Origin of the sequence: Caballeronia sp. LZ019, assembly GCF_031450825.1 — a bacterium.
Lineage (GTDB): Bacteria > Pseudomonadota > Gammaproteobacteria > Burkholderiales > Burkholderiaceae > Caballeronia.
In genome coordinates this window covers 1,279,582-1,302,200 of record NZ_JARTVZ010000005.1, presented here as the reverse complement: position 1 = coordinate 1,302,200, position 22,619 = coordinate 1,279,582, and the positions used below count along the sequence as shown (strand labels likewise).

Genomic DNA, 22,619 nt, shown 5'->3' with positions numbered 1-22,619 from the left:
CATCCGCCAGAGAGCCGCTTATTGAGGCTTCTGCCGCTCGAGTTCCGCGCTCAATTGCTGATACTTCAGCTTCGCCGCCGGATCGCCCTGAGCGGCCGCCGCCGCGTAGTACGCACGGGCGACGTTGAGATTGCGTTCGACGCCGTCGCCTCCGCGCTCGTAAAACGATCCCGCGACGTACTGCGCGGTCATGTCGCCGCCCTGCGCGGCCTTCTTGTACCAGGCGAACGCCTGCGTGTTGTCGCGCGCGGTGCCGCGTCCATCGAGAAACTGATTCGCCAGCGCGAGTTCCGCCTGAACGTGGCCCTGACTGGCCGCGCGAAGAAACCACCGATGCGCCTCCGCCGGGTCTTTCTCGACGAACTCGCCGTCGTCATACATCTTGCCGTACACGTACTGCGCGTGCGTCATGTTGGCGTCCGCCGCGCGACGCAGCCACTTCTTGCCTTCGTCGACATCGGCGGGGCCGCCTTCGCCGTTCAGCAGCATCATCGCGTAATTGAATTCCGCGAGGCGGCTGCCCTTCTCCGCCGCGCGGCGAAACTCCGAGCGCGCCGCGACGAAATTCCCCGCGTTGTAATCGGCGACGGCGTTCTGCGTCGCCAGGTCGGGCGTCTTCGGCGCGCCTTGTGCGTGCGCGCCGCCGCAAACTAGACACAGCGCAGCCGATGCCGCCGCCACGCCGCCACGCCATGCGCGTTTCATGCTCTTGCCTCCTGCAACGCCTGCCGCGTCGCCTTCAGCAGCCACATGACATCGGCTGCGATCGACACGAGCTTGATCCCCGCCTGCGCGTATTGCCGCGCGCTCGCGACATCCAGCGCAAAGATGCCGCTGGCGATACCCGCGCGCTTCGCCGCATCCGCGATTCTTTCGATGGCCGCGTGCACGTCCGGATGTTTGGCGTCGCCGAGATGCCCGAGACTCGCGGCCAGATCCGCCGGGCCGATGAACAGGCAATCGACGCCCGGCGTTGCGGCGATTTCATCGACGGCTTCCAGCGCCGCCACCGATTCGATCTGCACGATCGTCGCCACCTGCGCGTTCGCGCCCGCCACGTAGTCGCGCCGCATACCGTATGCCGCCGCACGGACCGCGCCCGCGACGCCGCGCAGTCCATCGAGTTGCGCTTCGGTCGGGTATTGCGTGAGCCGCACGACACGCGCGGCATCGTCGGCCGATTGGACGTTCGGGAACATCAGCGTGCGCGCGCCTGCATCCAGCACGCGCTTGACGAGCCAGCCCTCGGCGAACGGCACGCGCACGATCGGTTCGGTCGGCAGGTGCGCCGCCGCGATCGCGCGGAGTTGCTCGACGACATCGCGGCTATCGTTCGGGGAATGCTCCATGTCGATGCACAGCCAGTCGTAGCCCGCGTGCGCGAGCGCTTCGGCGGCATCGGCGCTGCATAGCGACAGCCACAGTCCGAACAAGGGACCGGGTTCGCTCAGGCGCTGCTTGAGGGGATTGGTGAAGGTGCTCATCGCGCGGCTCCGTGTGAGGCGCGTGCGCGCGATGCGAGGGACGACTGAAGAGATGACGGCATGCTCGCGCTCCATTTCTTGTCGACCGGCGTGGGCCGGATGCAGGAGGATGCGGTCGCCTGCGAGGGCGACTCACCGGGCGATCATACCGTGTTCGCGTGCTTACTCGCGTTCGACGTCCGCCCAGCAATTCGGCGTCTCGTAGAGGCGCAGGCGCTTGAGCTTGAGATTGACGCCGTAATGCGCGTCGTACACGTCGGCAAGAATGCGGAACGCGACGGCCGCCATGTTTTCGACGGTCGGGATGCGGTCGAAGACGACGGTCTTGTGATCGGCAAGCGACTGCAGGAATTCGCGCACCTTCGCGTCGCCTTCATAGACGATGAACGCGTGATCCCACTTGTTGACGAGATGCTCCATCGCCAGGGATTTGACGTCGGCGAAGTCCATCACCATGCCGCGATCCGGCGCGCCTTCCACATCGACGAGGTCGCCTTGCAGGGTAATCTCGAGCACGTAACGATGCCCGTGCAGGTTGCGGCACTGGCTGCGGTGATCAGGGATGCGGTGGCCCGCATCGAATTCGAGTTTTCGGGTAATCGTCTGCACGTCGGCTCGATCGTCTTTCAGGGGATATTCAGATATTTGTGCGTCTGCATCGACAGGCGCCACTTCGGATGCCGCTTGCACCAGTCGACCGCGAGCTTCGTGTTGATATCGCGGGACGGGCCGTCCATCGGCTGCACGAGAAAATATTCGAAGTCGAGCTTCTCGTAGTCGGCCAAGCGCTGGTTGTCCTGCGGCACGACCACTTTCAGTTCGTTGCCCTTCGTGACGACCAGCGGCGCGTCCGCCTTCGGGCTCACGCAGATCCAGTCGATGCTGTCGAGCACCGGCATCGAACCGTTGGTTTCGATCGCCATTTCGAAGCCGGCCTCGTGCAGCGCGTCCACGAACGGCTGATCGATCTGCAGCATCGGCTCGCCGCCCGTACAGACGACGAACTTGTGCGCCTGCCCTTCCGGCCAGAGCGATGCGATCTTCGCGACGAGTTCCGCCGGCGTCCGATACTTGCCGCCGTTCTCGCCATCGGTGCCGACGAAATCGGTATCGCAGAAGCGGCAGGCCGCGTCCGCGCGATCCTCTTCGCGTCCGGACCAGAGGTTGCAGCCGGCAAAGCGGCAAAAGACTGCCGGGCGGCCCGCATTCGCGCCTTCGCCCTGCAGCGTGTAGAAGATTTCCTTTACCGCGTACGTCATGACTGCTTAAACCGGTTCGGTGATGACTTGCTCGCCCGCGCGATACGCCTCGTATCCACGCTTGCGCAGTTTGCATGCCGGGCACTGGCCGCAGCCGTAGCCCCATTCGTGCAGTTCGGCGCGCTCGCCGACATAGCAGGTATGCGTCTCGACGCGAATCAGTTCGACGAGCGCCTCGCCGCCCAGCGTTTCCGCGAGACGCCATGTATCGGCCTTATCGAGCCACATAAGCGGCGTTTCGAGCGCATAGCGCGTTTCCATGCCGAGATTCAGCGCGACTTGCAGCGCTTTCATCGTGTCGTCGCGGCAATCCGGATAGCCGGAGAAATCCGTCTCGCACATGCCGCCGACAAGCACCTTCAACCCGCGCCGATACGCCACGGCCGCCGCGATCGTCATGAACAGCAGATTGCGGCCCGGCACGAACGTGTTCGGCAGGCCGTTCGCCGTCGACTGGATTTCGATTTCGCGGGTCATCGCGGTGTCGCTGATCGCGCCGAGCACGGACAGGTCGATCATGTGATCGTCGCCGAGCCGCGACGCCCATTGCGGAAACTGGCGCGCGACTTCGGTTCGGAAGCCGCTGCGGCATTCCAGTTCGACGCGATGACGCTGGCCGTAATCGAAGCCCAGCGTCTCGACGGTCTGATAGCGTTCGAGCGCCCATGCGAGGCACGTGGCCGAGTCCTGGCCGCCGGAAAACAGCACGAGGGCGCTGTCCTTCGCGTCTATCCGAGTCACCGTGAAAACTCCGTGTATGAGATGGGCGTCACGCGCCGCGCGAGCGCAACGACCGGCGTTGGCGATGTGAAAGTCCAGTATAGGCCGGCCGGCTTTTTTCGAACGCGCGCGCCCTTTATGACTCCGATAGCGGATCGGCGGAAGATTGGCCGCCCGTTTGCGCGTTGTTCGGGCGCGATTCGGAGCATCGAAAAGAAAAGGACTTGCGGTCCGAGGACGAGGCAAGTCCTTAATTCGGCGCGAATTTTAGCATGTCGGCACGTTGTTCGCCGAGCTGCGGACGGGCCATGCAGACGCCCGTGCGCCCAGCCAACGAACACGGATGCACGCCCGCAAATGAAAAAGCCCGAGAGCGATTAACTCTCGGGCTTCTTGCATTCTGGTGGCCTGGGACGGAATCGAACCATCGACACGCGGATTTTCAATCCGCTGCTCTACCAACTGAGCTACCGGGCCAACGAAGAGGTGAAACTATATCAGACGGATGCCTGACGCTCAAGCCTTTTTCCGCAATTTTCTCGCTTTCGTCGAAACTGGCGTCCACGCACGCCTTAAACCTCGTTCTTGTTCTTCCCGAGGTCGACACCCAACTGCTTGAGCTTGCGATACAGGTGCGTGCGTTCCAGCCCCGTCTTCTCCGCGACGCGCGTCATGCTGCCGTTCTCGCGCGCAAGGTGATACTCGAAGTACGCGCGCTCGAAGGCATCGCGGGCATCGCGCAGCGGGATGTCGAACGAAATCGATGCCGTCTGTCCCGCGTGGCCCGACGCCGCGCCGCCCGCGCCCGCATCGCCGGCCGATGCGTTCAGCGCGGAAGCGGTCGGCAGCGCAGCCGCGATCGGCACGCCCGACGCGCCCGCGTTCATCGCCGGCTTGAGCGTAGCGGTCACGGCCGGCGCGGCGGTGCCATGCGCGAGCCCTTGCTCGACCGCCTTCAGCAGCTTCTGCAGCGCGATGGGCTTTTCCAGGAAATTGAGCGCGCCGATCTTCGTCGCCTCGACCGCCGTGTCGATGGTCGCGTGACCCGACATCATGATGACCGGCATCGTGAGCTTGCCCTGCGCGGCCCACTCCTTGAGAAGCGTGACGCCGTCGGTGTCGGGCATCCAGATGTCGAGCAGGACGAGATCCGGCGTCTGCTGCAGGCGGTACTCGCGCGCATGCTGCGCGTTCTCCGCCACATCCACCACGTGGCCCTCGTCGCTCAGGATCTCGGAGAGCAGTTCCCGGATCCCCATTTCATCGTCTACCACCAGGATGGTTGCCATTTAAGCTGCCCTTGTCTGCACTGTTGCTTTTGTCGTTCCGTGTTTCGCGGCGGTCGCGGATGAAGGCGTCGCGCCGTCGGCGGCGGTTTCATCCGCGAGCTGAAGGAACAAGATCGAGATTTGCGCGCCTTCCACGACGTCGCCCGTCCTGGACCGGTTTCGAATGTCGATGCGCGCGCCGTGCTCGTCGACGATCTTCTTCACCGTTGCAAGTCCCAGACCCGTGCCCTTCGCCTTCGTCGTCACATAAGGCTCGAATGCGCGCGACAGAATGCGCGCCGGAAAGCCCGCGCCGTTATCCGATACCGTGAGCCGAACCGCGACGCGCGCATGCCCCGACGCATCCGGTTCGCCATATTCTACTGTCCTCGTTTCGAGCAGCACGCGCGGCTCGGGTACATCGGCGACGGCGTCCTGCGCGTTCTGCAACAGGTTATGGATGACCTGACGGATCTGCGTGGCATCGCCGCGAATGACCGGCAGCTTCGCGAGGTTGACCTTGATCGGACTCTTGCCTTCCTCGATGCCGTAGAGGGTCAGCACTTCGCCGACCAGATCGTTCAACTGCAGGTTCGCGAGCACCGCGGGCGGCGTGCGCGCGTATTCGCGGAAGTCGTCGACCATGCGCTTCATCGCCTGAACCTGATTCACGATGGTCGTCGATGCGCGCTTGAGCACGTCCGCGTCCTGCGGCGCGAGCTTGTCCGCGAGCTTCATTTGCAGGCGCTCGGCGGAAAGCTGAATGGGCGTGAGCGGATTCTTGATCTCGTGCGCGAGACGCCGCGCCACTTCGCCCCAGGCGACGGAGCGCTGCGCGGAAATGACGTCGGAGATGTCGTCGAAAACGACGACATAGCCGGTTGTTTCGGTGTCTTCAGTATCGCTTTCGGTGCTCGCGAGCAGTTGCGTGCCGCGCACGAGCAAGGTCAGCGGATCGTTCTCGCCCGGCACCGTCACCGCGACCTGCTGCTGCCAATGCCCGCGATCGCCTGCCGGATGGCCGCTGCCGATCGCCGCCGCGTCGCGCTCGGCGAATGCCTTCTTCACCATGGCGCCGAAATCGGCGAGCACGTCGATGCTGTCGAGCGGCTGATTGATGAGCGCGCCGAACGGCTGACGGAAGATGCGCGCCGCGCCGCGATTCGCGGTCGTCAGCCGGAACTGCCGGTCGAACACGAATACGCCCGCCGTCAGATTCGCGAGGATGCTTTCGAGATACGCCTTCGAGTGCTCCAGCGCGATGCGGTTGTTTTCCACCGCCGCGCGCGCCTCCGATAACTGCCGCGTCATCGCGTTGAAAGACTGCGTGAGAAAGCCCAGTTCGTCGCGCGAATTGATCTCGCGTTTGGGCGTGTAATCGCCCTCGGCCACTTCCTTGGTGCCCTGCGCGAGCAGGAACAACGGGCGCGCGAGCTGGTTGCCGAGCGCGAGCGCGAGCATCATCGCGATGAACGTCGCCAGAAAGAGCGCGAGCGTCAGCGTGCCGATATACATCTTCCGCAAGCCGGTGCGCCCGAGCCGCTTTTCCTGATACTCGCGATACGCCCGCTGCACCGCATCCGCATTGCGCGCCAGTTCCTGACTCACGGGCTGCTCGATCTGCAGGAAGCGATCGACGTGCTGGAATTCCGTGGTCGTCGTCGGGTCGGGGATCTTCGTGATGACGCGCAGCCGCAGCGCGCCCTTCGGCCCGTTCGATGACGGATCGCCGTCTATTTCCCCTTCTATCGCGCCGAACGGACGATCCTGCGCCGCTTTCAGCATCGCGCCGCTCGGCTCGTTGGTCGGCAGCAACGCATAAATGTTGCCCGATGCCTGCGCGACGGTCCGCAAGCCGGGCACGCGCAGTGTTCCACCGCCCGCGCTCAGGTCCTCGCGATTGTATTGATCGCGCGGACGCTCGAACACGACGGCGTCCTGCACGCCGTATTGATCGCGCAGGCGCAGAAGCGACAATGTGAGGCTCGACGGATCGGCGCTCGCCAGTTGATCGCTCATCTGGCGGCCGCGGTTCTTGAAATCCGCAAGCGATGTTTCGAGCATGCCGCGGCCGAGCGTGAGGCCGGAAGTCAGCGCGGTCTCGACGTTCACGTCGAACCATGATTCGATGCTTCGCGAAACAAACTGATACGACACGACGTAGATGATCGCGCCCGGCAGCACGCCGACGAGCGCAAAGATCAGCGCGAGCTTGGCGAGGAGCCGGGTGCCGAAGCGCCCTTGCCTCACCCTCGACACGATGATGAGCGTGAGCCCGATCACGATCAGCATGAACACGCACGCCACCGCTACGTTCGCGGCATAAAGCCAGCCGTAATAGCGGTCGAAGAACTCCGTGTTCGCGCTCGCGAGCGCGAGCATCACGAGCAGCAGAACCGCCGTGAGCGCAACTGTCGAGACCAGCAGCCGGACGACAAGACTCTTCATGTCCGTGCGGCCGCGTCGAAATCTATTTCGCACGTTCTGCCGCCGTAAAAGTGAATCGCTTCCAGTCCGAGGACAGGTTCCAGTCGCGGTTGTTGACCGCGTCGATCTGGAACGGCTTGGGCATCAGCGCGATGTCGAGTTGCATGCGCACCGATGCGTTATACGTTTCTCCGCCATGCACCTGATTCCGGTCGATGACATGCCACGACGCGACGTGCTTGATGACCGCCAACGCTTCGTTCAGCGATGCAAAGCGCAACTGCAGCCCGCCCGTCGATACACGGTATTCGTTCGTCAAAGGTTGATACGAAAGGCGGATGCTTTGCGACACGTTGACGGGCTCTTCGTCGAACCAGTACCAGCGCGGCCGCGACAGCGCGAAGTCGATGGTGAAGTAGAGCGGCACGCTGCGATTCACGGCTTCTTCGAGACTGCTGTTGAGATCGAAGTCGAAATGCGCATCGAGACTCCAGCCGTTATTGTCCGCCTGCAACGACGCGCGCTGCACGGAGATCGTCTCGGCGAGCGCGGGTTCCGCTGCGGCGAAGCTCAGCCAGAGCGCCAGCGCAGTCCAGATGACGGCCGCGAGCCGAAGCGGAAGAATGCGTTTTATCGTCACCGTTTCTGAAAGCGCGCGTAGAAGAATCCGTCGTGGTCCGCGATGATGTCCGCGTTCCGGTTCGATGGCGTGCTTGCGCCCTCTGCATCGCCCGGACCGTGGCGTTCGACAGCTGTACCGTCCGGTGACTCCTGCACCGCACTCGCGCTCGCGCGCGCCGCCGTCGGCAGCAGTTGCCCCGGCGCGTCCAATCGTACCGCATCTTCATGGGTCGCTTCAAACCAGCGGGCCTGCTCTTCGCCCTCCTCCGGGAAGATGGAACACGTCACATACAGCAGTTGGCCGCCCTTCGCGACGAGCGGCCACAGCGCCGAGAGAATGCGTCGTTGCTCGTCGACGAGCGCCGCGATATCCGATGGCCGGCGCAGCCAGCGAATGTCCGGATGACGCCGCACGATGCCCGACGCCGAGCACGGCACGTCCGCGAGAATGCGATCGAAGGGCACGCCGTCGAACCAGGGCGAAGGCTCTCCGGCATCGCCGACGCGCACATCGGCCGAGAGTTTCAGGCGCTCGAGATTCTGCCCGATGCGGCTTGCGCGGTCCGCGTCGCTTTCGAGCGCGACGAGGTTGACATTCGCGAGTTCGAGAATGTGGCCCGTCTTGCCGCCGGGCGCGGCGCAGGCGTCGAGCACGCGCATGCCGTCACGGGCATCGAGCCATTGAGCCGCGAGCTGCGCGCCCGCATCCTGAACGGACACTTCGCCTTGCGCGAAGCCGGGAATGCGATCGACGGGCATCGGCGTTTCCAGGCGCACCGCGTGCAGACCGACCGCTTGCGCGTCGATGCCCTCGGCCTTCAGGCGATGGACGTAATCATCGACATTCGTGTGCCGCGCATTGACCCGCAGCGTGAGCGGGCCTTGTGCGTTGCCCGCGTCGAGAATGCGTTCCCACGCTTGCGGCTGTGCGCGCCGAACGGCGTCGATCCACCATTGCGGATAGTTCCACCGCGCAACGGGGTTCGTCCTCGCATCGTCGATGAGCGTGTCGCGTTCGCGCAGGAAGTTGCGCAGCACCGCGTTCACGAGTCCCTTCGCGAACGCGAATTCGCGGCGCGCGGCGATTGCGCTCACGGCCTGATCGACGACCGTGAACGGCGCGTAGGCGGCGTGGGCTTCGTTGTCGGTGAGGAGCGCGAAGGCGCACGCCAGAATGTTGCCGACGTGCGGGGGCGGTGCTTTGCGGACGAGCTTGTGCAGGAGCGCATCGGCGAGTGCGAGGCGGCGCATCGTGCGATACGCGATGTCCTGGATCGCGCCGCGCGCCGCCGCATGCTTGCCCGACGCAACCACCGTCTGGATCGCGGCGGGCAACGCCGAACCCGCGCGCACCGCGCCGACGGCGTGCGCCGCGCCATCGAGCGCGAACGCGAGCGAATCGGGCGCGAGATGCAGCGCGCTCATGCGGGACGGTCCGCGCGTCGGCTGGTGCGCGGCGTCGAGCCGCCGGGAAGGCTTGTCGGTCATGTCGGGAGGGATCGGCTTCGCACAAACGGGAATTGTAACGTGCGATGAAACGCGGTCCGAACGCGCGGGCGAGCGCGCCGGGAACCGCGGGAGAACGCCATACGAAAAAGGCCGCCCCGATGACTCGGGACGGCCTTTCGAACCGACGCTCGGCGGATTACATCCGGCCTGTGCGCGCCATCTCCATCAAGCGCGCGACGCGCTCTTCGGTTGCCGGGTGCGTCGAGAACCAGTTTGCGATGCTCCCGCCGGATAGCGGATTCATGATCATCATCTGCGCCGTCGCCGGATGGGCCTCCGCTGCCGGGAACGGCACGCCCGACGCATACGCGTGAATCTTCTCCAGCGCGCTCGCGAGCGCTTGGGGATCGCCCGAAATCTGCGCGCCGCCGCGGTCCGCCTCGAACTCGCGGGCGCGGGAAATCGCCATCTGGATCATCGCACCGGCGATGGGCGCGAGAATCGCCACCGCGATGCTCGCGATGGGGTTCGAGGGACGGCCTTCTTCATCGCGTCCGCCGAAGAACATTGCGAAGTTGGCGAGCGCGGAAATTGCGCCGGCCATTGTCGCCGAGATGGTGGAGATGAGGATGTCGCGATGCTTCACGTGCGCCAGTTCGTGCGCCATCACGCCGCGCATCTCGCGCTCGGACAGCACGCGCAGAATGCCCGTGGTCGCCGCGACTGCCGCGTGCTCGGGATTGCGGCCCGTGGCGAACGCGTTGGGCGCGTCCTCGTTGATCAGATAGACGCGCGGCATCGGCAACTGGGCGCGCGTCGCGAGCTCGCGCACCATGCGATAAAACTGCGGCGCAGTGGTTTCGTTCAACTTCCTGCGCGTTGTACATGCGCAGAACCATCTTGTCCGAGAACCAGTACGAGAAGAAATTCATGCCGAGCGCGACGAGCAGCGCGAGCATCATGCCCTTCGATCCGCCGATCATGCCGCCGATCACGACGAAGAGGGCCGTGATCGCTGCCATCAGCATCGCGGTTTTGACCCAGTTGAACATATGCGGAGCTCCTTCTCCCTAATACGATGCGCAATTCGCGCGGTGGTCCCGACCTAGGCGGCCGGGACAGCCATTGTAAGCAAAATGTTAGATAGGGTCATCCGCGAATAATTCAACTATCTGTGCGACGTCGCCAATTTGATGCCGAGGCCGACGAACGCACCGCCCACGCCGCGATCGAGCCACTTCTTTACGCCGGGCTTGCCGGAGAACCGCTCGGTGACGCTGCCCGCGATCCACGCGACGAAACTGTTCCAGACCGTGCTCATCGCGATGAACACGAGGCCGAGCGCGAGAAACGCGAGGGTTTTGTGCTGGCTGTCGGCGGCGACGAATTGCGGGAAGAACGAGACGAAGAACAGCACTACCTTCGGATTCAGCACGTTGGTGACGAAGCCCTGCGTGAAAAGCTGGCGGAGCGACTTCGGCGCGGACTTCGCGCTGGGCTGTGCACTGGCGGCGTCGGTGATGTCCTCGTGCTTCGCGAAAATCAGCCGTACGCCGAGATAGATGAGATAAATCGCGCCCGCGATCTTCACGACAGTGAACGCCGTCGCGGATGCCGCGAGAATTGCCGTCAGCCCGAATGCGCAAGCAAGCGTGTGCACGATGCAGCCCGCCGAAATGCCGAGTGCGGAAACGATGCCCGCGCCTCGTCCCTGCGCGACGCTGCGCCCGACGATGTAAGCGGTGTCCGGCCCCGGCGTGACGTTGAGCAAGAAAACCGCGACCAGGAAGAAGGCAAAACCGGTGATGCCAAGCATGAGAAGCCTCCAGGCGGGCTTGTGAGCGATCTCTTTATTCTAAGCCGCGCTCATCGCCCTGAACGGCAAACCGCTGTCCTTTCGACAAAGCTGCGCCGGCAAGGAACTCGCGCACCGGCAGACGCTTGCCGCCAGGCTTTTGCAACTGCGTGAGCCTGAGTGCACCGCTGCCGCACGCGACGACCACCCCTTCCGGCGATACATCCACGATCGCGCCCGGCTCGCCGCTCACGCCGCTCAGAGGCTGGGCGGCCCAAATCTTGATGGCCGCATCGCCGAGCATTCCCGCCGCGCCCGGAAACGGGTCGAAGGCCCGCACCTGCCGCACGAGTTCCTCAGCCGGCCGGCGCCAGTCGAGCGCCGCTTCGTGCTTGGCAATTTTTTCGGCGTAAGTCGTGCCGTCGTCGGGCTGGGGTATCGACGGGAGCGAGCCGTCGCGTTCGAGATCGCGCAAAGCCGCGACGATCAGGTTCGCGCCCATTTCCGCAAGACGGTCGTGCAGCGTGGCAGTGGTGTCGTCGGGACCGATGACGGTGCGCGCTTCGCGGATCATCGCGCCGGTGTCGAGGCCGGCGTCCATCTGCATGAGCGTGATGCCGGTTTCGGTGTCGCCCGCTTCGATCGCACGATGGATCGGCGCGGCTCCGCGCCAGCGCGGCAGCAGCGACGCGTGGATGTTGATCGCGCCACGCGGCGGAATATCGAGCACTTCCTGCGGAAGAATCAGCCCGTAAGCCGCGACGACCATGACATCGTGCGGCGTGGCGCGCAGCAGGTCGATGGCGTCGGCTGCTTCCTGCGGATACTTGCCCGCGCGCCTCAGCGATGTCGGCTGCGCGACCGTCAGCCCATGTTCGAGCGCGAAGCGTTTGACCGGGCTCGCGGTCAGCTTCATGCCGCGTCCGGCGGGCCGGTCGGGCTGAGTCAGCACGAGCGGAACCGTAAATCCGGCCGCATGGATGGCCGCAAGCGCGGCGGCGGCGAATTCAGGTGTACCGGCGAAAACGACGCGCAGCGATTGAGTCATCGATGAAAACTACCTTCAGGCTTACCAGCAAAAAACGTGAATCCAGTGCGTCTTAAAGCGCTTTTTCGAGCTTTTTCATTTTGCCGCGAATGCGCGTCTGCTTCAGCGTCGACAGATATTCGACGAACACGTGCCCCGCCAGATGATCCATCTCGTGCTGGATGCAGACTGCGAGCAGGCCCTCGCAATCCAGTTCGAACGTCTCGCCCTTCTCGTTCAGCGCCTTGACGCGAACCTTGTCGGGACGCTCGACGAAATCGTAAATGCCCGGCACCGAAAGGCAGCCCTCTTCCCACTCCTTCTTGACTTCGCTCGCCCAGACGATCTCCGGGTTGATGAACACCATCAACTGATCGTGGGTGTCCGACACGTCGATGACGATCACGCGCTCGTGCACGTCCACCTGCGTCGCCGCGAGGCCGACGCCGGGCGCGGCATACATGGTCTCGGCCATGTCCGCGACGAGCTTGCGGATGCGGTCGTCCACCACGGCGACGGGCTTCGCCACCTTGTTCAGCCGCTTGTCCGGGTAGTTGAGTATGTTGAGCAGAGCCATGATTCGGATTATCTACGCGCGCTGCGACGCGTGTGAAGTCGGCCATTCGGCCAGGTTGCGGGTAGTTGGCGGCATGCCGAAGATATGCGGGCGAATCCGACGGATTCAACGCCGCCGGCAAGCGGCCGGACAGCGTCGCTACGGTCCGGAAAGCGCGGCCGGGCGACGATTTTTTATATGTACGGGATTAAAAATCTTAACATGACGACCGCCACCCTGCCGACCGATACCGCCGCTCCCGAAACCGTCGCCCCGCCGTCCGGCGCCGATGCCGACGAACTGCGCGCGTGGTTGCGTCTCGCGCATGCGAAAGGGCTGCGGCCGCTGGCGTTGCGCACGCTCCTCGGCGCGTTCGGCGGGCCACTGGAAGTGTTGTCGGAGAGTTTCGCGTCGCTCGCGCAGGTTGCCGGCGAGAACGCGGCGAACGCCGTCGTCGCGCCGCCCGGCGATATCGAAGGCGTGTCTTTCGATGACTATATGGAACAGGTCTGCGAATGGCTGTCGGAGCCGGGCAACCGGATACTGACGCTCGCCGACGCGGACTATCCGCAAGCGCTGCTGACGATGCCCGACCCGCCGCCGCTGCTTTACGCGAAAGGACGGCTGGACGTGCTTCAGACCCGCGCCGTGGCGATCGTCGGCAGCCGGCACGCTTCGCCGCAAGGCGCCGAGGACGCGCGCCGTTTCGCGCGGTCGCTGTCCGACGCGGGGCTGGCGGTCGTGTCGGGGATGGCGCTCGGCATCGACGCGGCTGCGCATCGCGGGGCGCTCGACGGTCGCGTGGGGACCATCGCCGTCATCGGCACGGGCGCGGATCTCGTCTACCCGGCGCAGAATCACACCCTCGCGCATGAGATCGTCCGCGGCGGCGCCATCGTGTCGGAATGGCCGCTCGGCACGCCCGCGCGGTCGGCGAACTTCCCGCAGCGCAACCGGCTGATCGCGGGATTGTCGGGCGGCGTGCTGATCGTGGAAGCAGCGATGCGCTCCGGATCGCTCATCACCGCGCGGCTCGCCAACGAAATGGGGCGCGACGTCTTCGCCATTCCGGGGTCGATTCACGCGCCGCTGTCGCAGGGTTGTCATCGGCTCATCAAGCAAGGCGCGAAGCTCGTCGAAACGCCCGAAGACGTGCTCGAAGAGTTCGGTTTTCCGGCTGCGCGCAGACGCAGAAGCGGCCGCACGGCAGACCTGAAACCCCGACCGGCGAGCGCGTCGTGGGCATCGGCGCGGCTGCCCGGGGCTCAGCCGCCCGCCGACGCCGAACGCGTGCTCGCCGCGCTCGGTCACGCGCCCGCGACGCTTGAAATTCTCGCCGCGCGGACCGGTCTCGACGGAGCCGCGATCCAGGCCGCGCTACTGCAACTCGAACTGGCGGGCGTGGCGACAGCGCTGCCGGGCGGTCGATACGCCGCCCTCGAACGCTCGTGAACTCGCCTCGTGCTACATTCGCGGAAAATCAGCCTGTCACGCCCCCGCTCCACGAAGGATTCGTCAAACGCCATGTCCGCGCTCAATCTCGATACCGATGCCGATCAAATCGCCGAGCGCATCGCCGAGTCCGGCACGCTGTTCGTCGCATGCCTGTGCGCGGAGTGGTGCGGCACGTGCCGTGAGTATCGCGAAGGCTTCGACAGGCTCGCCGCCGCGCATCCGGACATCTGTTTCGCGTGGATCGACATCGAGAATCATGCAGACCGTTTCGACGACCTCGATGTCGAGAATTTTCCGACCATTCTGATCGAGGATTCGGTCACGACCCGCTTCTTTGGCACGGTGCTGCCGCAAGTGTCGATCGTCGAGCGGATGCTCACCGACCTGACCGCGCTGCCGAACATGGCAGGCGCACCGAAGCTGCGTCCGGCGCTTGCTGCCGCGTAGACAAAACCGGGGCATTGCGGGACCCGAAACGGTCGGAAACCGCCGGTTCGGTAAGCGTCCTTATCGACGCCTCGGCGCGCATCGCGCAAAGCCTGTGCTATAAAGCGGTCGTTATGCGGTCCAAACGGGGCCGCTGCCAGACCACAACCCTATTGAGTCATGTCCAAAGCCCTGATCATCGCTGAGAAGCCCTCCGTCGCGAACGACATCGCGCGCGCGCTGGGCGGCTTCACGAAGCATGACGAGTACTACGAGAGCGACGACTACGTCCTCTCGTCCGCGGTCGGCCACCTGCTCGAAATCGCCGCGCCGGAGGAATACGACGTCAAGCGCGGTAAATGGAGCTTCGCGAACCTGCCCGTCATCCCCCCGCATTTCGACCTGAACCCGATCGCGAAAAGCGAATCGCGGCTGAAGGTCTTGACGAAGCTGCTGAAACGCAAGGACATCGACCGGCTCATCAACGCCTGCGACGCGGGGCGCGAGGGTGAGCTGATTTTCCGCCTCATCGCGCAGCACGCGAAGGCGAAGCAGCCGGTCCAGCGCCTCTGGCTCCAGTCGATGACGCCCGCCGCCATCCGTGAAGGCTTCGCGCATCTGCGCAGCGACGCCGACATGCAACCGCTCGCCGACGCCGCCCGTTGCCGTTCCGAAGCCGACTGGCTGGTCGGCATCAACGGCACGCGTGCGATGACCGCGTTCAACAGCAAGGGCGGCGGTTTCTTCCTGACGACAGTTGGCCGCGTTCAGACGCCAACGTTGTCCATCGTCGTCGAACGCGAAGAGAAGATTCGCCGCTTCGTGCCGCGCGACTATTGGGAAGTGCGCGCCGAATTCATCGCGGCGAAGGGTATCTATGAGGGCCGCTGGTTCGATCCGAAGTTCAAGCGCGTCGAGAACGATCCCGAGCAGCGCGACTCGCGCCTCTGGAGCCTCGCGGCGGCGGAATCGGTGGTCGCGGCGTGTCGCGGCAAGACCGGCATCGTCACCGAAGAGTCGAAGCCGTCGACGCAAATGTCGCCGCTGCTCTTCGACCTGACGAGCCTGCAGCGCGAAGCGAACAGCCGCTTCGGCTTCTCGGCGAAGAACACGCTCGGCCTCGCGCAGGCGCTGTATGAAAAGCACAAGGTCCTGACCTACCCGCGTACGGATTCCCGCGCGCTGCCGGAGGACTACCTCGGCACGGTCAAGGAAACGCTGACCATGCTGAAGGAGAGCAACAACTACCTGCCGTTTGCCAAGCAGGTGCTCGATAAGGGCTGGGTCAAGCCGAACAAGCGCATCTTCGACAACTCGAAGATCAGCGATCACTTCGCCATCATCCCCACGCTGCAGGCGCCGAAAGCGCTGTCGGAGCCGGAACAGAAACTGTATGACCTTGTCGTCAAGCGCTTCCTGTCGGTGTTCTTCCCGGCGGCGGAGTACCTGGTGACGACGCGCATCACCGAAGTCGCGGGGCATCACTTCAAGACGGAAGGCAAGGTGCTCGTCGAGCCGGGCTGGCTGCAGGTCTACGGCCGCGAAGCTGCGGGCGAAGACGGCAATCTCGTGCCGGTGCAGAAGGACGAAAAGGTCGATGTCGAGAAGGTCGCCGCGCAAGCGCTCGTGACCAAGCCGCCCGCGCGCTACAACGAAGCGTCGCTGCTCTCGGCGATGGAAGGCGCGGGCAAGCTCGTCGAAGACGAAGAACTGCGGGATGCGATGGCCGCGAAGGGTCTCGGCACGCCGGCGACGCGCGCCGCGATCATCGAAGGGCTGCTCGGCGAGAAGTACATGGTGCGCGAAGGCCGCGAGCTGATTCCGACGGCCAAGGCGTTCCAGTTGATGACGCTTCTTCGCGGCCTGGGCGTTGAAGAGCTCACCGCGCCGGAACTGACCGGCCAGTGGGAGCACAAGCTGTCGCAGATGGAGCGCGGGAATCTGCATCGCGATGCGTTCATGCAGGAAATTGCGCGCATGACGCAGACCATCGTGAAGCGTGCGAAGGAGTACGACTCCGACACCATCCCCGGCGATTACGCGACGCTGGAAACGCCGTGCCCTCATTGCGGCGCGCAGGTGAAGGAGAACTATCGCCGGTTCGCCTGTACGAAGTGCGAATTTTCGATTTCGAAGATTCCGGGCGGGCGTCAGTTCGAGATTCCGGAAGTCGAGGAATTGCTGCGCGAGAAAACCATCGGGCCGCTTTCCGGCTTCCGCAGCAAGATGGGGCGTCCGTTCTCGGCCATCCTGAAGCTTTCGTTCGACGACGAAATCAAGAACTTCAAGCTGGAATTCGACTTCGGTCAGGACACCGGCGGCGAAGACGGCGAACCGCCCGATTTCTCGGAGCAGACGCCGGTCGGCGCGTGCCCGAAGTGTCAGTCGCGCGTATTCGAGCACGGCATGAGCTACGTCTGCGAGAACTCCGTCGCGAATCCGAAGACCTGCGATTTCCGCTCCGGCAAGGTCATTCTGCAACAGGAAATCGGACGCGAGCAGATGGAAAAGCTGCTGAACGGCGGCCGCACGGATCTGCTGACGAATTTCAAATCGTCGCGGACCGGGCGCAACTTCAAGGCGTTTCTGGTCAAGCAGCCTGACGGAAAGATCGGCTTCGAGTTCGAGAAGAAGGAAGCCAAGCCGGGCGCGAAAACGGCGGCGAAGCGCGGGGCCGCTGCGGAGCCGCAGACCGATACCGCCGACGATGGCGATAGCGATGTCGCCGTAGCCGCGAAGACGACGCGCGCGAAGGCCGCGACGAAGACCGTAGCCGCGAAGAAAGCGCCGGCAAAAAAGGCGGCTGCGAAGAAGGCTGCGACGCGGAAGGCAAGTTGATAGCGCGCCGCCGCGCTAAACGTCCCTGATCGAAAGCACGAAGCCCGCGAAGCGATTCGCGGGCTTTTTTTCTGCTGCCGCCAGCCAGGAAGCACATAGCCCGCGAAAGCAAATCTTGCGGGCCTGTCTCAGCTGAAAAAACTAAAACGGCGACGCCGCCGGCACCCGCCCTCGCGTCCGCGACGGCTTCGACAATTTCGGTCCCAGTTCGCCGTCCATCGAACGCGAGCGCGGCGCGGGGGGCGGCGCTTGCGGTTCATCGGCAGGCTCGTACTGCGCGCTGCCGGCAGCCGGCTTGCCCATGCCGTCGCGAATCCATTGCTCGCCAAGCTGATGATTCGGCGTCTGGCTGAAATGCTCGACGAGGTGATCGATGAACGTCCGCACCTTCGCCGGCAGATGCCGCCGGCTCGGATACGCGACGTTGATCTCGACCTGCGGCAACTGATAGTCGCTCAGCAGGCGCACCAGCTGGCCGCGTTTCATGTCGTTGCCGATCAGGTAGCTCGGCAAAATTGCGATCCCCATGCCGAGCAGCGCAAACTGCCGCAGCATCTCGGTATTGTTGGCGATGATCACGTTCGACGGCCGTACGCGCACCTCGCCTTCCGGGCCGGTGAACACGCGTTCGTCGCCCCAGTATTCGGACGGCAGGCTCAGGCACGGATGTTCCAGCAGATGTTCCGGCCGCGTCGGCGTGCCGTGCTTTTCCAGGTACGCCGGCGTGGCGCAGACGGTCATGCAGCCGGTCGTCAGCCGCCGCGTGACGACGCTCGCACTCTTCACCTGCCGCGCAATGACGATGCCGACATCGAAACCTTCCTCCACCAGATCGACCTGGCGGTCCACGAGCGTCACATCGGGGATGACTTTCGGATAGCGCTGCGCGTACGTCTGCAGGACGGGCGCGAGATTGTGAAGACCGAACACGACCGGCGCGACGATGCGCAGTGAGCCGAGCGGCTCATGATTGCGCGCGACGACCATCTGTTCGACGTCCTCGAGTTCATCGAGAATCTGGCGCGCTCGCTCGAGATAGACCTGACCGGATTCGGTAAGCGAAAGGCTGCGCGTGGTGCGATTGAGCAGGCGCGTGCCGAGGCGGCTTTCGAGATCCGCGACGTGCCGCGTCGCGACCGCGTTCGAGATGTCCATCGCGCTCGCGGCCCTGGCAAAACTGCCGAGATCGGCCACGCGGACGAACACTCTCATCGACTGCAAATGATCCATGGGACAACTCCTGCCGCCAGGCGGCTCACAATTCTGCTGCAAGGCAATTCAGAATTATCCTAGGACTGGCGAAATCGTGCAGAAGTTGCGGTTGGCGATTGCCTTTTCGAAAAAAATCGTGGACGAAGCGCGCTCGGCGGGGAAGATACCTTTCCCGCCGACCGCCTTTCAGAACGTTGCATCGACGAGCGATGCACAAGGTTGAAGCATCACGCGGCCAGTCGCTTCTCCATGCCGGCCTTCGCTTCGGGCAGCGCGTCCGGCAGCCCTCGCTGCAGGCGGCTGAACAGTTCGTCGTGCAGCGCGAGTTCATCGCGCCAGGCGGCGTCGTTTACCGAGATGACCTGCTCGAACTGGTCGCGCGTGAAGTCGAGCCCGCCCCAGTCGATGTCCTCGTAACGCGGCGAAATGCCGAACGCGTGCTCTTCACCGCTCGCGGTGCCTTCGATACGGCCGACCATCCAGTTCAGCACGCGCATGTTTTCGCCGAAGCCCGGCCAGACGAACTTGCCGTCGTCGCCCTTGCGGAACCAGTTGACGCAGAAGAACTTCGGCGCCTTCGCGTTCAGCGCTTCGAGGCGTTCGCCGATCTTCAGCCAGTGACCGAAATAGTCGGTCATGTTGTAGCCGCAGAACGGCAGCATGGCGAACGGATCGCGGCGCACGACGCCCTGTTGCCCGGCGGCGGCGGCGGTGGTTTCGGAGCCCATCGTCGCGGCCATGTAGACGCCTTCTTTCCAGTCGCGCGCCTCGGTGACGAGCGGCACGGTCGTCGAGCGGCGTCCGCCGAAGATGAACGCGTCGATCGGCACGCCTGCCGGGTTTTCCCAGTCCGGATCGATCGACGGACATTGCGACGCCGGCGCCGTGAAGCGCGCGTTCGGATGCGCGGCCTTCGCACCGGTTTCCTTGGCGAGCTCGGGCGTCCAGTCGCGGCCCTGCCAGTCGATCAGATGCGCGGGCGGCGAGTCGGTCATGCCTTCCCACCAGACGTCGCCGTCATCGGTCAGCGCGACGTTCGTGAAGATCACGTTCTCCTTGAGCGTCGCCATCGCGTTGAAGTTCGTCTTTTCGCTCGTGCCCGGCGCAACGCCGAAGTAGCCGGCTTCGGGGTTGATCGCGTAGAGGCGGCCGTCTTTACCGGGCTTGATCCACGCGATGTCGTCGCCGATGGTCGTCACCTTCCAGCCGTTCAGGTCTTGCGGCGGGATCAGCATCGCGAAGTTGGTCTTGCCGCACGCCGACGGAAACGCCGCCGCGACGTGATGCTTGCGGCCCTCGGGCGACGTGACGCCGAGAATGAGCATGTGCTCGGCGAGCCAGCCTTCGTCGCGGCCCATCGTCGATGCGATGCGCAGCGCGAAGCACTTCTTGCCCAGCAGCGCGTTGCCGCCGTAGCCGGAGCCGAAGCTCCAGATTTCTCGCGATTCCGGGAAATGCACGATGTACTTCGTGTCGTTGCACGGCCAGGGCACGTCCTTGCGGCCATCGACGAGCGGTGCGCCGACCGAATGCACGCAAGGCACGAATTCGCCTTCCTCACCGAGCACGTCGTAAACCTCGCGGCCCATGCGCGTCATGATGCGCATGTTCGTGACGACGTACGGGCTGTCCGACAACTCGACGCCGATATGCGCGATCGGCGAGCCGAGCGGGCCCATCGAGAACGGCACGACGTACATCGTGCGGCCGCGCATCGCGCCTTCGAACAGGCCGTCGAGCGTCGAGCGCATTTGCTGCGGGTCGATCCAGTTGTTCGTGGGGCCTGCGTCTTCGGCGCGCTCCGAGCAGATAAACGTTCTGTCTTCGACGCGCGCGACGTCCGAGGGATCGGAGCAGGCCAGAAAGGAATTGGGGCGTTTCGCGGGATTGAGCTTCTTCATCGTGCCGGCGGCGACCATCTGTTCGCAGAGGCGGTCGTATTCGGCTTGCGTGCCGTCGCACCAGACGACGCGATCGGGTTTAGTCAGCGCGGCGACGCGTTGAACCCATTCGATCAATCGTCGGTGCCGGACATGGGCCGGCGCGCCTACATCGACGACGTTGTTTTTATTTTCTTCGGCTACTGCGGGCTGGTTCATCGAGCTGTCTCCGTTTCTGCAATGAAAACCGTGAGCCCGGACGCTGCATGCGAGAGGCGTTGGGGCCGGAACCGCCGTGCATTTCGGGAGTAATTCGTCGCACAAAAGACGGTTCCGTTGCCGATTGCGGCGTCATCGGGCCTGATCCCTGCGACGCTGGGCCGTGGCGGCTTGCGTCGCTAAGGAACAAACTGTTAAAAAGAGATACTAAGCGGCCTGTCCCCTTGCGGATTACCGTGTTTTCCGCAATGGCGCCGCGCTTTCTCGTTTTCCAAGCAATCGTCTGCCCGGAAACCGGGAAATCAGCATAACACCGTCATGCCGCGCCGCCTTGATGTCGGGCAGCGAAGATCCATTTCGTGAGATTTAGAGCGGTTTTCTCGGTAATTACCCGAAGTTAATCCGCTCCATTTACGCGAGTCGAACAGATAATGCAGCACGTTTGATGCCTACAAAAAGCCAATCAATGCCCATGAAAATCGCCATTCTCGACGACTACCAGGACGCCGTAAGGAAGCTCGACTGCTTTCATCTTCTCGATGATCACGAAGTGAAAGTCTTTAATAACACGGTGCGTGGACTCGGACAGTTGGCTAGCAGACTGTCGGAAGTGGATGCGCTGGTGCTGATCCGCGAACGCACGCGCATCAGTTCGCAGCTCCTCGATAAATGCCCGAAATTGCGCATGATCAGCCAGACGGGCCGCGCGGGCGGCGGGCATATCGATATCGACGCATGTACGGAACGCGGCATCGCCGTGCTCGAAGGGACCGGATCGCCGGTCGCGCCGGCCGAACTGACGTGGGCGCTGATCATGGCCGCGCAGCGGCGCATTCCGCAATACGTCGCGAATCTGAAGCAGGGCGCGTGGCAGCAGTCGGGGCTGAAGACGTCGGCGCTGCCGCCGAACTTCGGCCTCGGGCAAATGCTGCGCGGGCAGACGCTCGGCATCTGGGGCTACGGAAAGATCGGCCAGCTTGTGGCGGGTTATGGCAAGGCGTTCGGCATGAACGTGCTCGTGCATGGCCGCGAGCATTCGCTGGCGGCGGCGCGCGAGGATGGCTTCGCTGTCGTTGAGAGCCGAGATGCGCTCTTCGAACAAAGCGACGTGCTGACCGTGCATCTGCGCCTGACCGACGAAACGCGCGGCATCGTCCGGACGGATGATCTGATGCGAATGAAGCCGACCGCCCTCTTCGTCAATACGAGCCGCGCCGAACTGCTCGAAGAGAACGCGCTCCTGAACTCGCTGCATCACAACCGGCCGGGGATGGTCGCGGTCGACGTGTACGAAAGCGAGCCGATTCTTCAGGGTTACGGCCTCTTGCGCATGGAGAACGTGATCTGCACGCCGCACATCGGCTACGTGGAGCGCGAGAGCTATGAGCTTTACTTCAGCGCGGCGTTCGGCAACATTCTCGCGTTCGATGCCGGCGATACGTCGAGCGTGTCGAATCCGGAAGCGCTGCAACACGCGCGCCGCCGATAAGCGCAGGCTGCGTCAGGCCGTCGACACGTCGATCGACGGTTCGCAGCGCACCGGAAAATTCACCGAGTTCGCGATGAAGCAGAAGCGGTGCGCCTCTTCGTGCAGGCGCGCCGCGAGGGCCGTATCGCCGCCCGCGCCGATGGTCACGCGCGGGCGCAGCATGACATCGGCGAAGCGGCCGCTTCGGTTGGCGTCTTCCTGCATGATGCCGACGGCGTCATCGACATAGCCGGTCACGACGATCTTGTTGACCGCGCACAGGTGCAGATACCACAGCATGTGGCACGACGACAGCGACGCTACGAACAACTCTTCCGGATTGTGGCGCGCGGCATCGCCGCGAAACGCGGGATCGCTCGATGCCTCGATCGCGGCCTTGTTCGCGACGCGCACGACATGATCGCGCGAGTAGGCATCGTAGGCGGACGTGCCGGAACCGCGATTGCCCGTCCATGCGATGGTGAGTTCGTAGGTGTGCTGCTTCGACACGGCGC

19 protein-coding genes, 1 tRNA gene and 1 pseudogene are annotated in these 22,619 nt (G+C 64.1%); 4 read left to right on the top strand and 17 right to left on the bottom strand.

Annotation, left to right across the window (positions count from 1 at the left end; genetic code table 11):
• Window positions 1-18: 18 nt before the first annotated feature.
• From P9255_RS19550 to def, 14 genes and pseudogenes are all read right to left on the bottom strand, one after another.
• On the bottom strand, window positions 19-705 hold the full coding sequence (locus P9255_RS19550; protein ID WP_309763615.1) for a tetratricopeptide repeat protein: 687 nt from the start codon (window positions 703-705) through the stop codon (window positions 19-21).
• Window positions 702-1,484: an aldolase/citrate lyase family protein gene (locus P9255_RS19545; RefSeq protein WP_309763616.1), complete on the bottom strand. Its 783-nt coding sequence runs from the start codon at window positions 1,482-1,484 to the stop codon at window positions 702-704. The genes P9255_RS19550 and P9255_RS19545 overlap by 4 nt, the downstream gene beginning before the upstream one ends.
• A 162-nt stretch (window positions 1,485-1,646) precedes the next feature.
• The gene (gene queD / locus P9255_RS19540; protein WP_309763617.1) at window positions 1,647-2,093 is read right to left on the bottom strand and encodes a 6-carboxytetrahydropterin synthase QueD; all 447 of its coding nucleotides are present in this window, start codon (window positions 2,091-2,093) and stop codon (window positions 1,647-1,649) included.
• A gap of 17 nt (window positions 2,094-2,110) precedes the next feature.
• Window positions 2,111-2,743, bottom strand: coding sequence for a 7-carboxy-7-deazaguanine synthase (gene queE, locus P9255_RS19535; RefSeq protein ID WP_309790307.1), 633 nt, complete (start codon window positions 2,741-2,743; stop codon window positions 2,111-2,113).
• A gap of 6 nt (window positions 2,744-2,749) precedes the next feature.
• Window positions 2,750-3,484 (bottom strand): 7-cyano-7-deazaguanine synthase QueC, encoded by a 735-nt coding sequence (queC, locus tag P9255_RS19530; protein ID WP_309763619.1) that lies wholly within the window; start codon window positions 3,482-3,484, stop codon window positions 2,750-2,752.
• Window positions 3,485-3,864: 380 nt separating this feature from the next.
• A tRNA-Phe gene (locus P9255_RS19525) sits at window positions 3,865-3,940 on the bottom strand.
• A gap of 95 nt (window positions 3,941-4,035) precedes the next feature.
• Complete coding sequence (gene esaR, locus P9255_RS19520) at window positions 4,036-4,752, bottom strand: response regulator transcription factor EsaR (protein ID WP_309763620.1); 717 nt, start codon at window positions 4,750-4,752, stop codon at window positions 4,036-4,038.
• Window positions 4,753-7,179 carry a PAS domain-containing sensor histidine kinase gene (locus P9255_RS19515; protein ID WP_309790306.1) on the bottom strand — a complete coding sequence of 809 codons (2,427 nt, stop codon included), beginning with the start codon at window positions 7,177-7,179 and terminating at the stop codon, window positions 4,753-4,755. It lies immediately after the preceding gene.
• A gap of 22 nt (window positions 7,180-7,201) precedes the next feature.
• Complete coding sequence (locus tag P9255_RS19510) at window positions 7,202-7,798, bottom strand: DUF4390 domain-containing protein (RefSeq protein ID WP_309763622.1); 597 nt, start codon at window positions 7,796-7,798, stop codon at window positions 7,202-7,204.
• Complete coding sequence (gene rsmB / locus P9255_RS19505) at window positions 7,795-9,267, bottom strand: 16S rRNA (cytosine(967)-C(5))-methyltransferase RsmB (RefSeq protein ID WP_309790305.1); 1,473 nt, start codon at window positions 9,265-9,267, stop codon at window positions 7,795-7,797. The genes P9255_RS19510 and rsmB overlap by 4 nt, the downstream gene beginning before the upstream one ends.
• Before the next feature lie 157 nt (window positions 9,268-9,424).
• Window positions 9,425-10,280, bottom strand: a pseudogene (gene htpX / locus P9255_RS19500) (zinc metalloprotease HtpX).
• A gap of 116 nt (window positions 10,281-10,396) precedes the next feature.
• Complete coding sequence (locus P9255_RS19495; RefSeq protein WP_309763625.1) at window positions 10,397-11,044, bottom strand: LysE family translocator; 648 nt, start codon at window positions 11,042-11,044, stop codon at window positions 10,397-10,399.
• Window positions 11,045-11,078: 34 nt separating this feature from the next.
• A complete protein-coding gene (fmt, locus tag P9255_RS19490; RefSeq protein WP_309763626.1) occupies window positions 11,079-12,071 on the bottom strand; it encodes a methionyl-tRNA formyltransferase in 993 nt (330 codons plus the stop codon).
• Window positions 12,072-12,123: 52 nt separating this feature from the next.
• Window positions 12,124-12,627 carry a peptide deformylase gene (def, locus tag P9255_RS19485; RefSeq protein WP_309763627.1) on the bottom strand — a complete coding sequence of 168 codons (504 nt, stop codon included), beginning with the start codon at window positions 12,625-12,627 and terminating at the stop codon, window positions 12,124-12,126.
• 201 nt (window positions 12,628-12,828) lie between these two features.
• On the opposite strand from def, the gene dprA reads away from it, so the two are divergent.
• The 3 genes from dprA (at window position 12,829) to P9255_RS19470 (ending at window position 17,325) form a co-directional block, all read left to right on the top strand.
• Window positions 12,829-14,058: a DNA-processing protein DprA gene (dprA, locus tag P9255_RS19480; protein WP_309763628.1), complete on the top strand. Its 1,230-nt coding sequence runs from the start codon at window positions 12,829-12,831 to the stop codon at window positions 14,056-14,058.
• A 72-nt stretch (window positions 14,059-14,130) separates the two neighbouring features.
• A complete protein-coding gene (locus P9255_RS19475; protein WP_309763629.1) occupies window positions 14,131-14,508 on the top strand; it encodes a thioredoxin family protein in 378 nt (125 codons plus the stop codon).
• A gap of 159 nt (window positions 14,509-14,667) precedes the next feature.
• The gene (locus P9255_RS19470) at window positions 14,668-17,325 is read left to right on the top strand and encodes a DNA topoisomerase III (RefSeq protein WP_309790304.1); all 2,658 of its coding nucleotides are present in this window, start codon (window positions 14,668-14,670) and stop codon (window positions 17,323-17,325) included.
• Between the two features lie 141 nt (window positions 17,326-17,466).
• Here P9255_RS19470 and P9255_RS19465 read toward each other — a convergent pair whose 3' ends face one another.
• A complete protein-coding gene (locus P9255_RS19465) occupies window positions 17,467-18,555 on the bottom strand; it encodes a LysR family transcriptional regulator (RefSeq protein WP_309763631.1) in 1,089 nt (362 codons plus the stop codon).
• Between the two features lie 209 nt (window positions 18,556-18,764).
• Complete coding sequence (locus P9255_RS19460; RefSeq protein WP_309790303.1) at window positions 18,765-20,636, bottom strand: phosphoenolpyruvate carboxykinase (GTP); 1,872 nt, start codon at window positions 20,634-20,636, stop codon at window positions 18,765-18,767.
• 472 nt (window positions 20,637-21,108) lie between these two features.
• Between P9255_RS19460 and P9255_RS19455 the strand changes: the two genes are divergently transcribed.
• Window positions 21,109-22,125: a D-2-hydroxyacid dehydrogenase family protein gene (locus tag P9255_RS19455; RefSeq protein WP_309765368.1), complete on the top strand. Its 1,017-nt coding sequence runs from the start codon at window positions 21,109-21,111 to the stop codon at window positions 22,123-22,125.
• A gap of 12 nt (window positions 22,126-22,137) precedes the next feature.
• On the opposite strand, the gene P9255_RS19450 is transcribed toward P9255_RS19455, so the two are convergent.
• Entirely contained in the window at window positions 22,138-22,614 is a 477-nt protein-coding gene (locus P9255_RS19450; RefSeq protein WP_309763634.1) for an OsmC family protein, read from the bottom strand.
• Window positions 22,615-22,619: the final 5 nt, after the last annotated feature.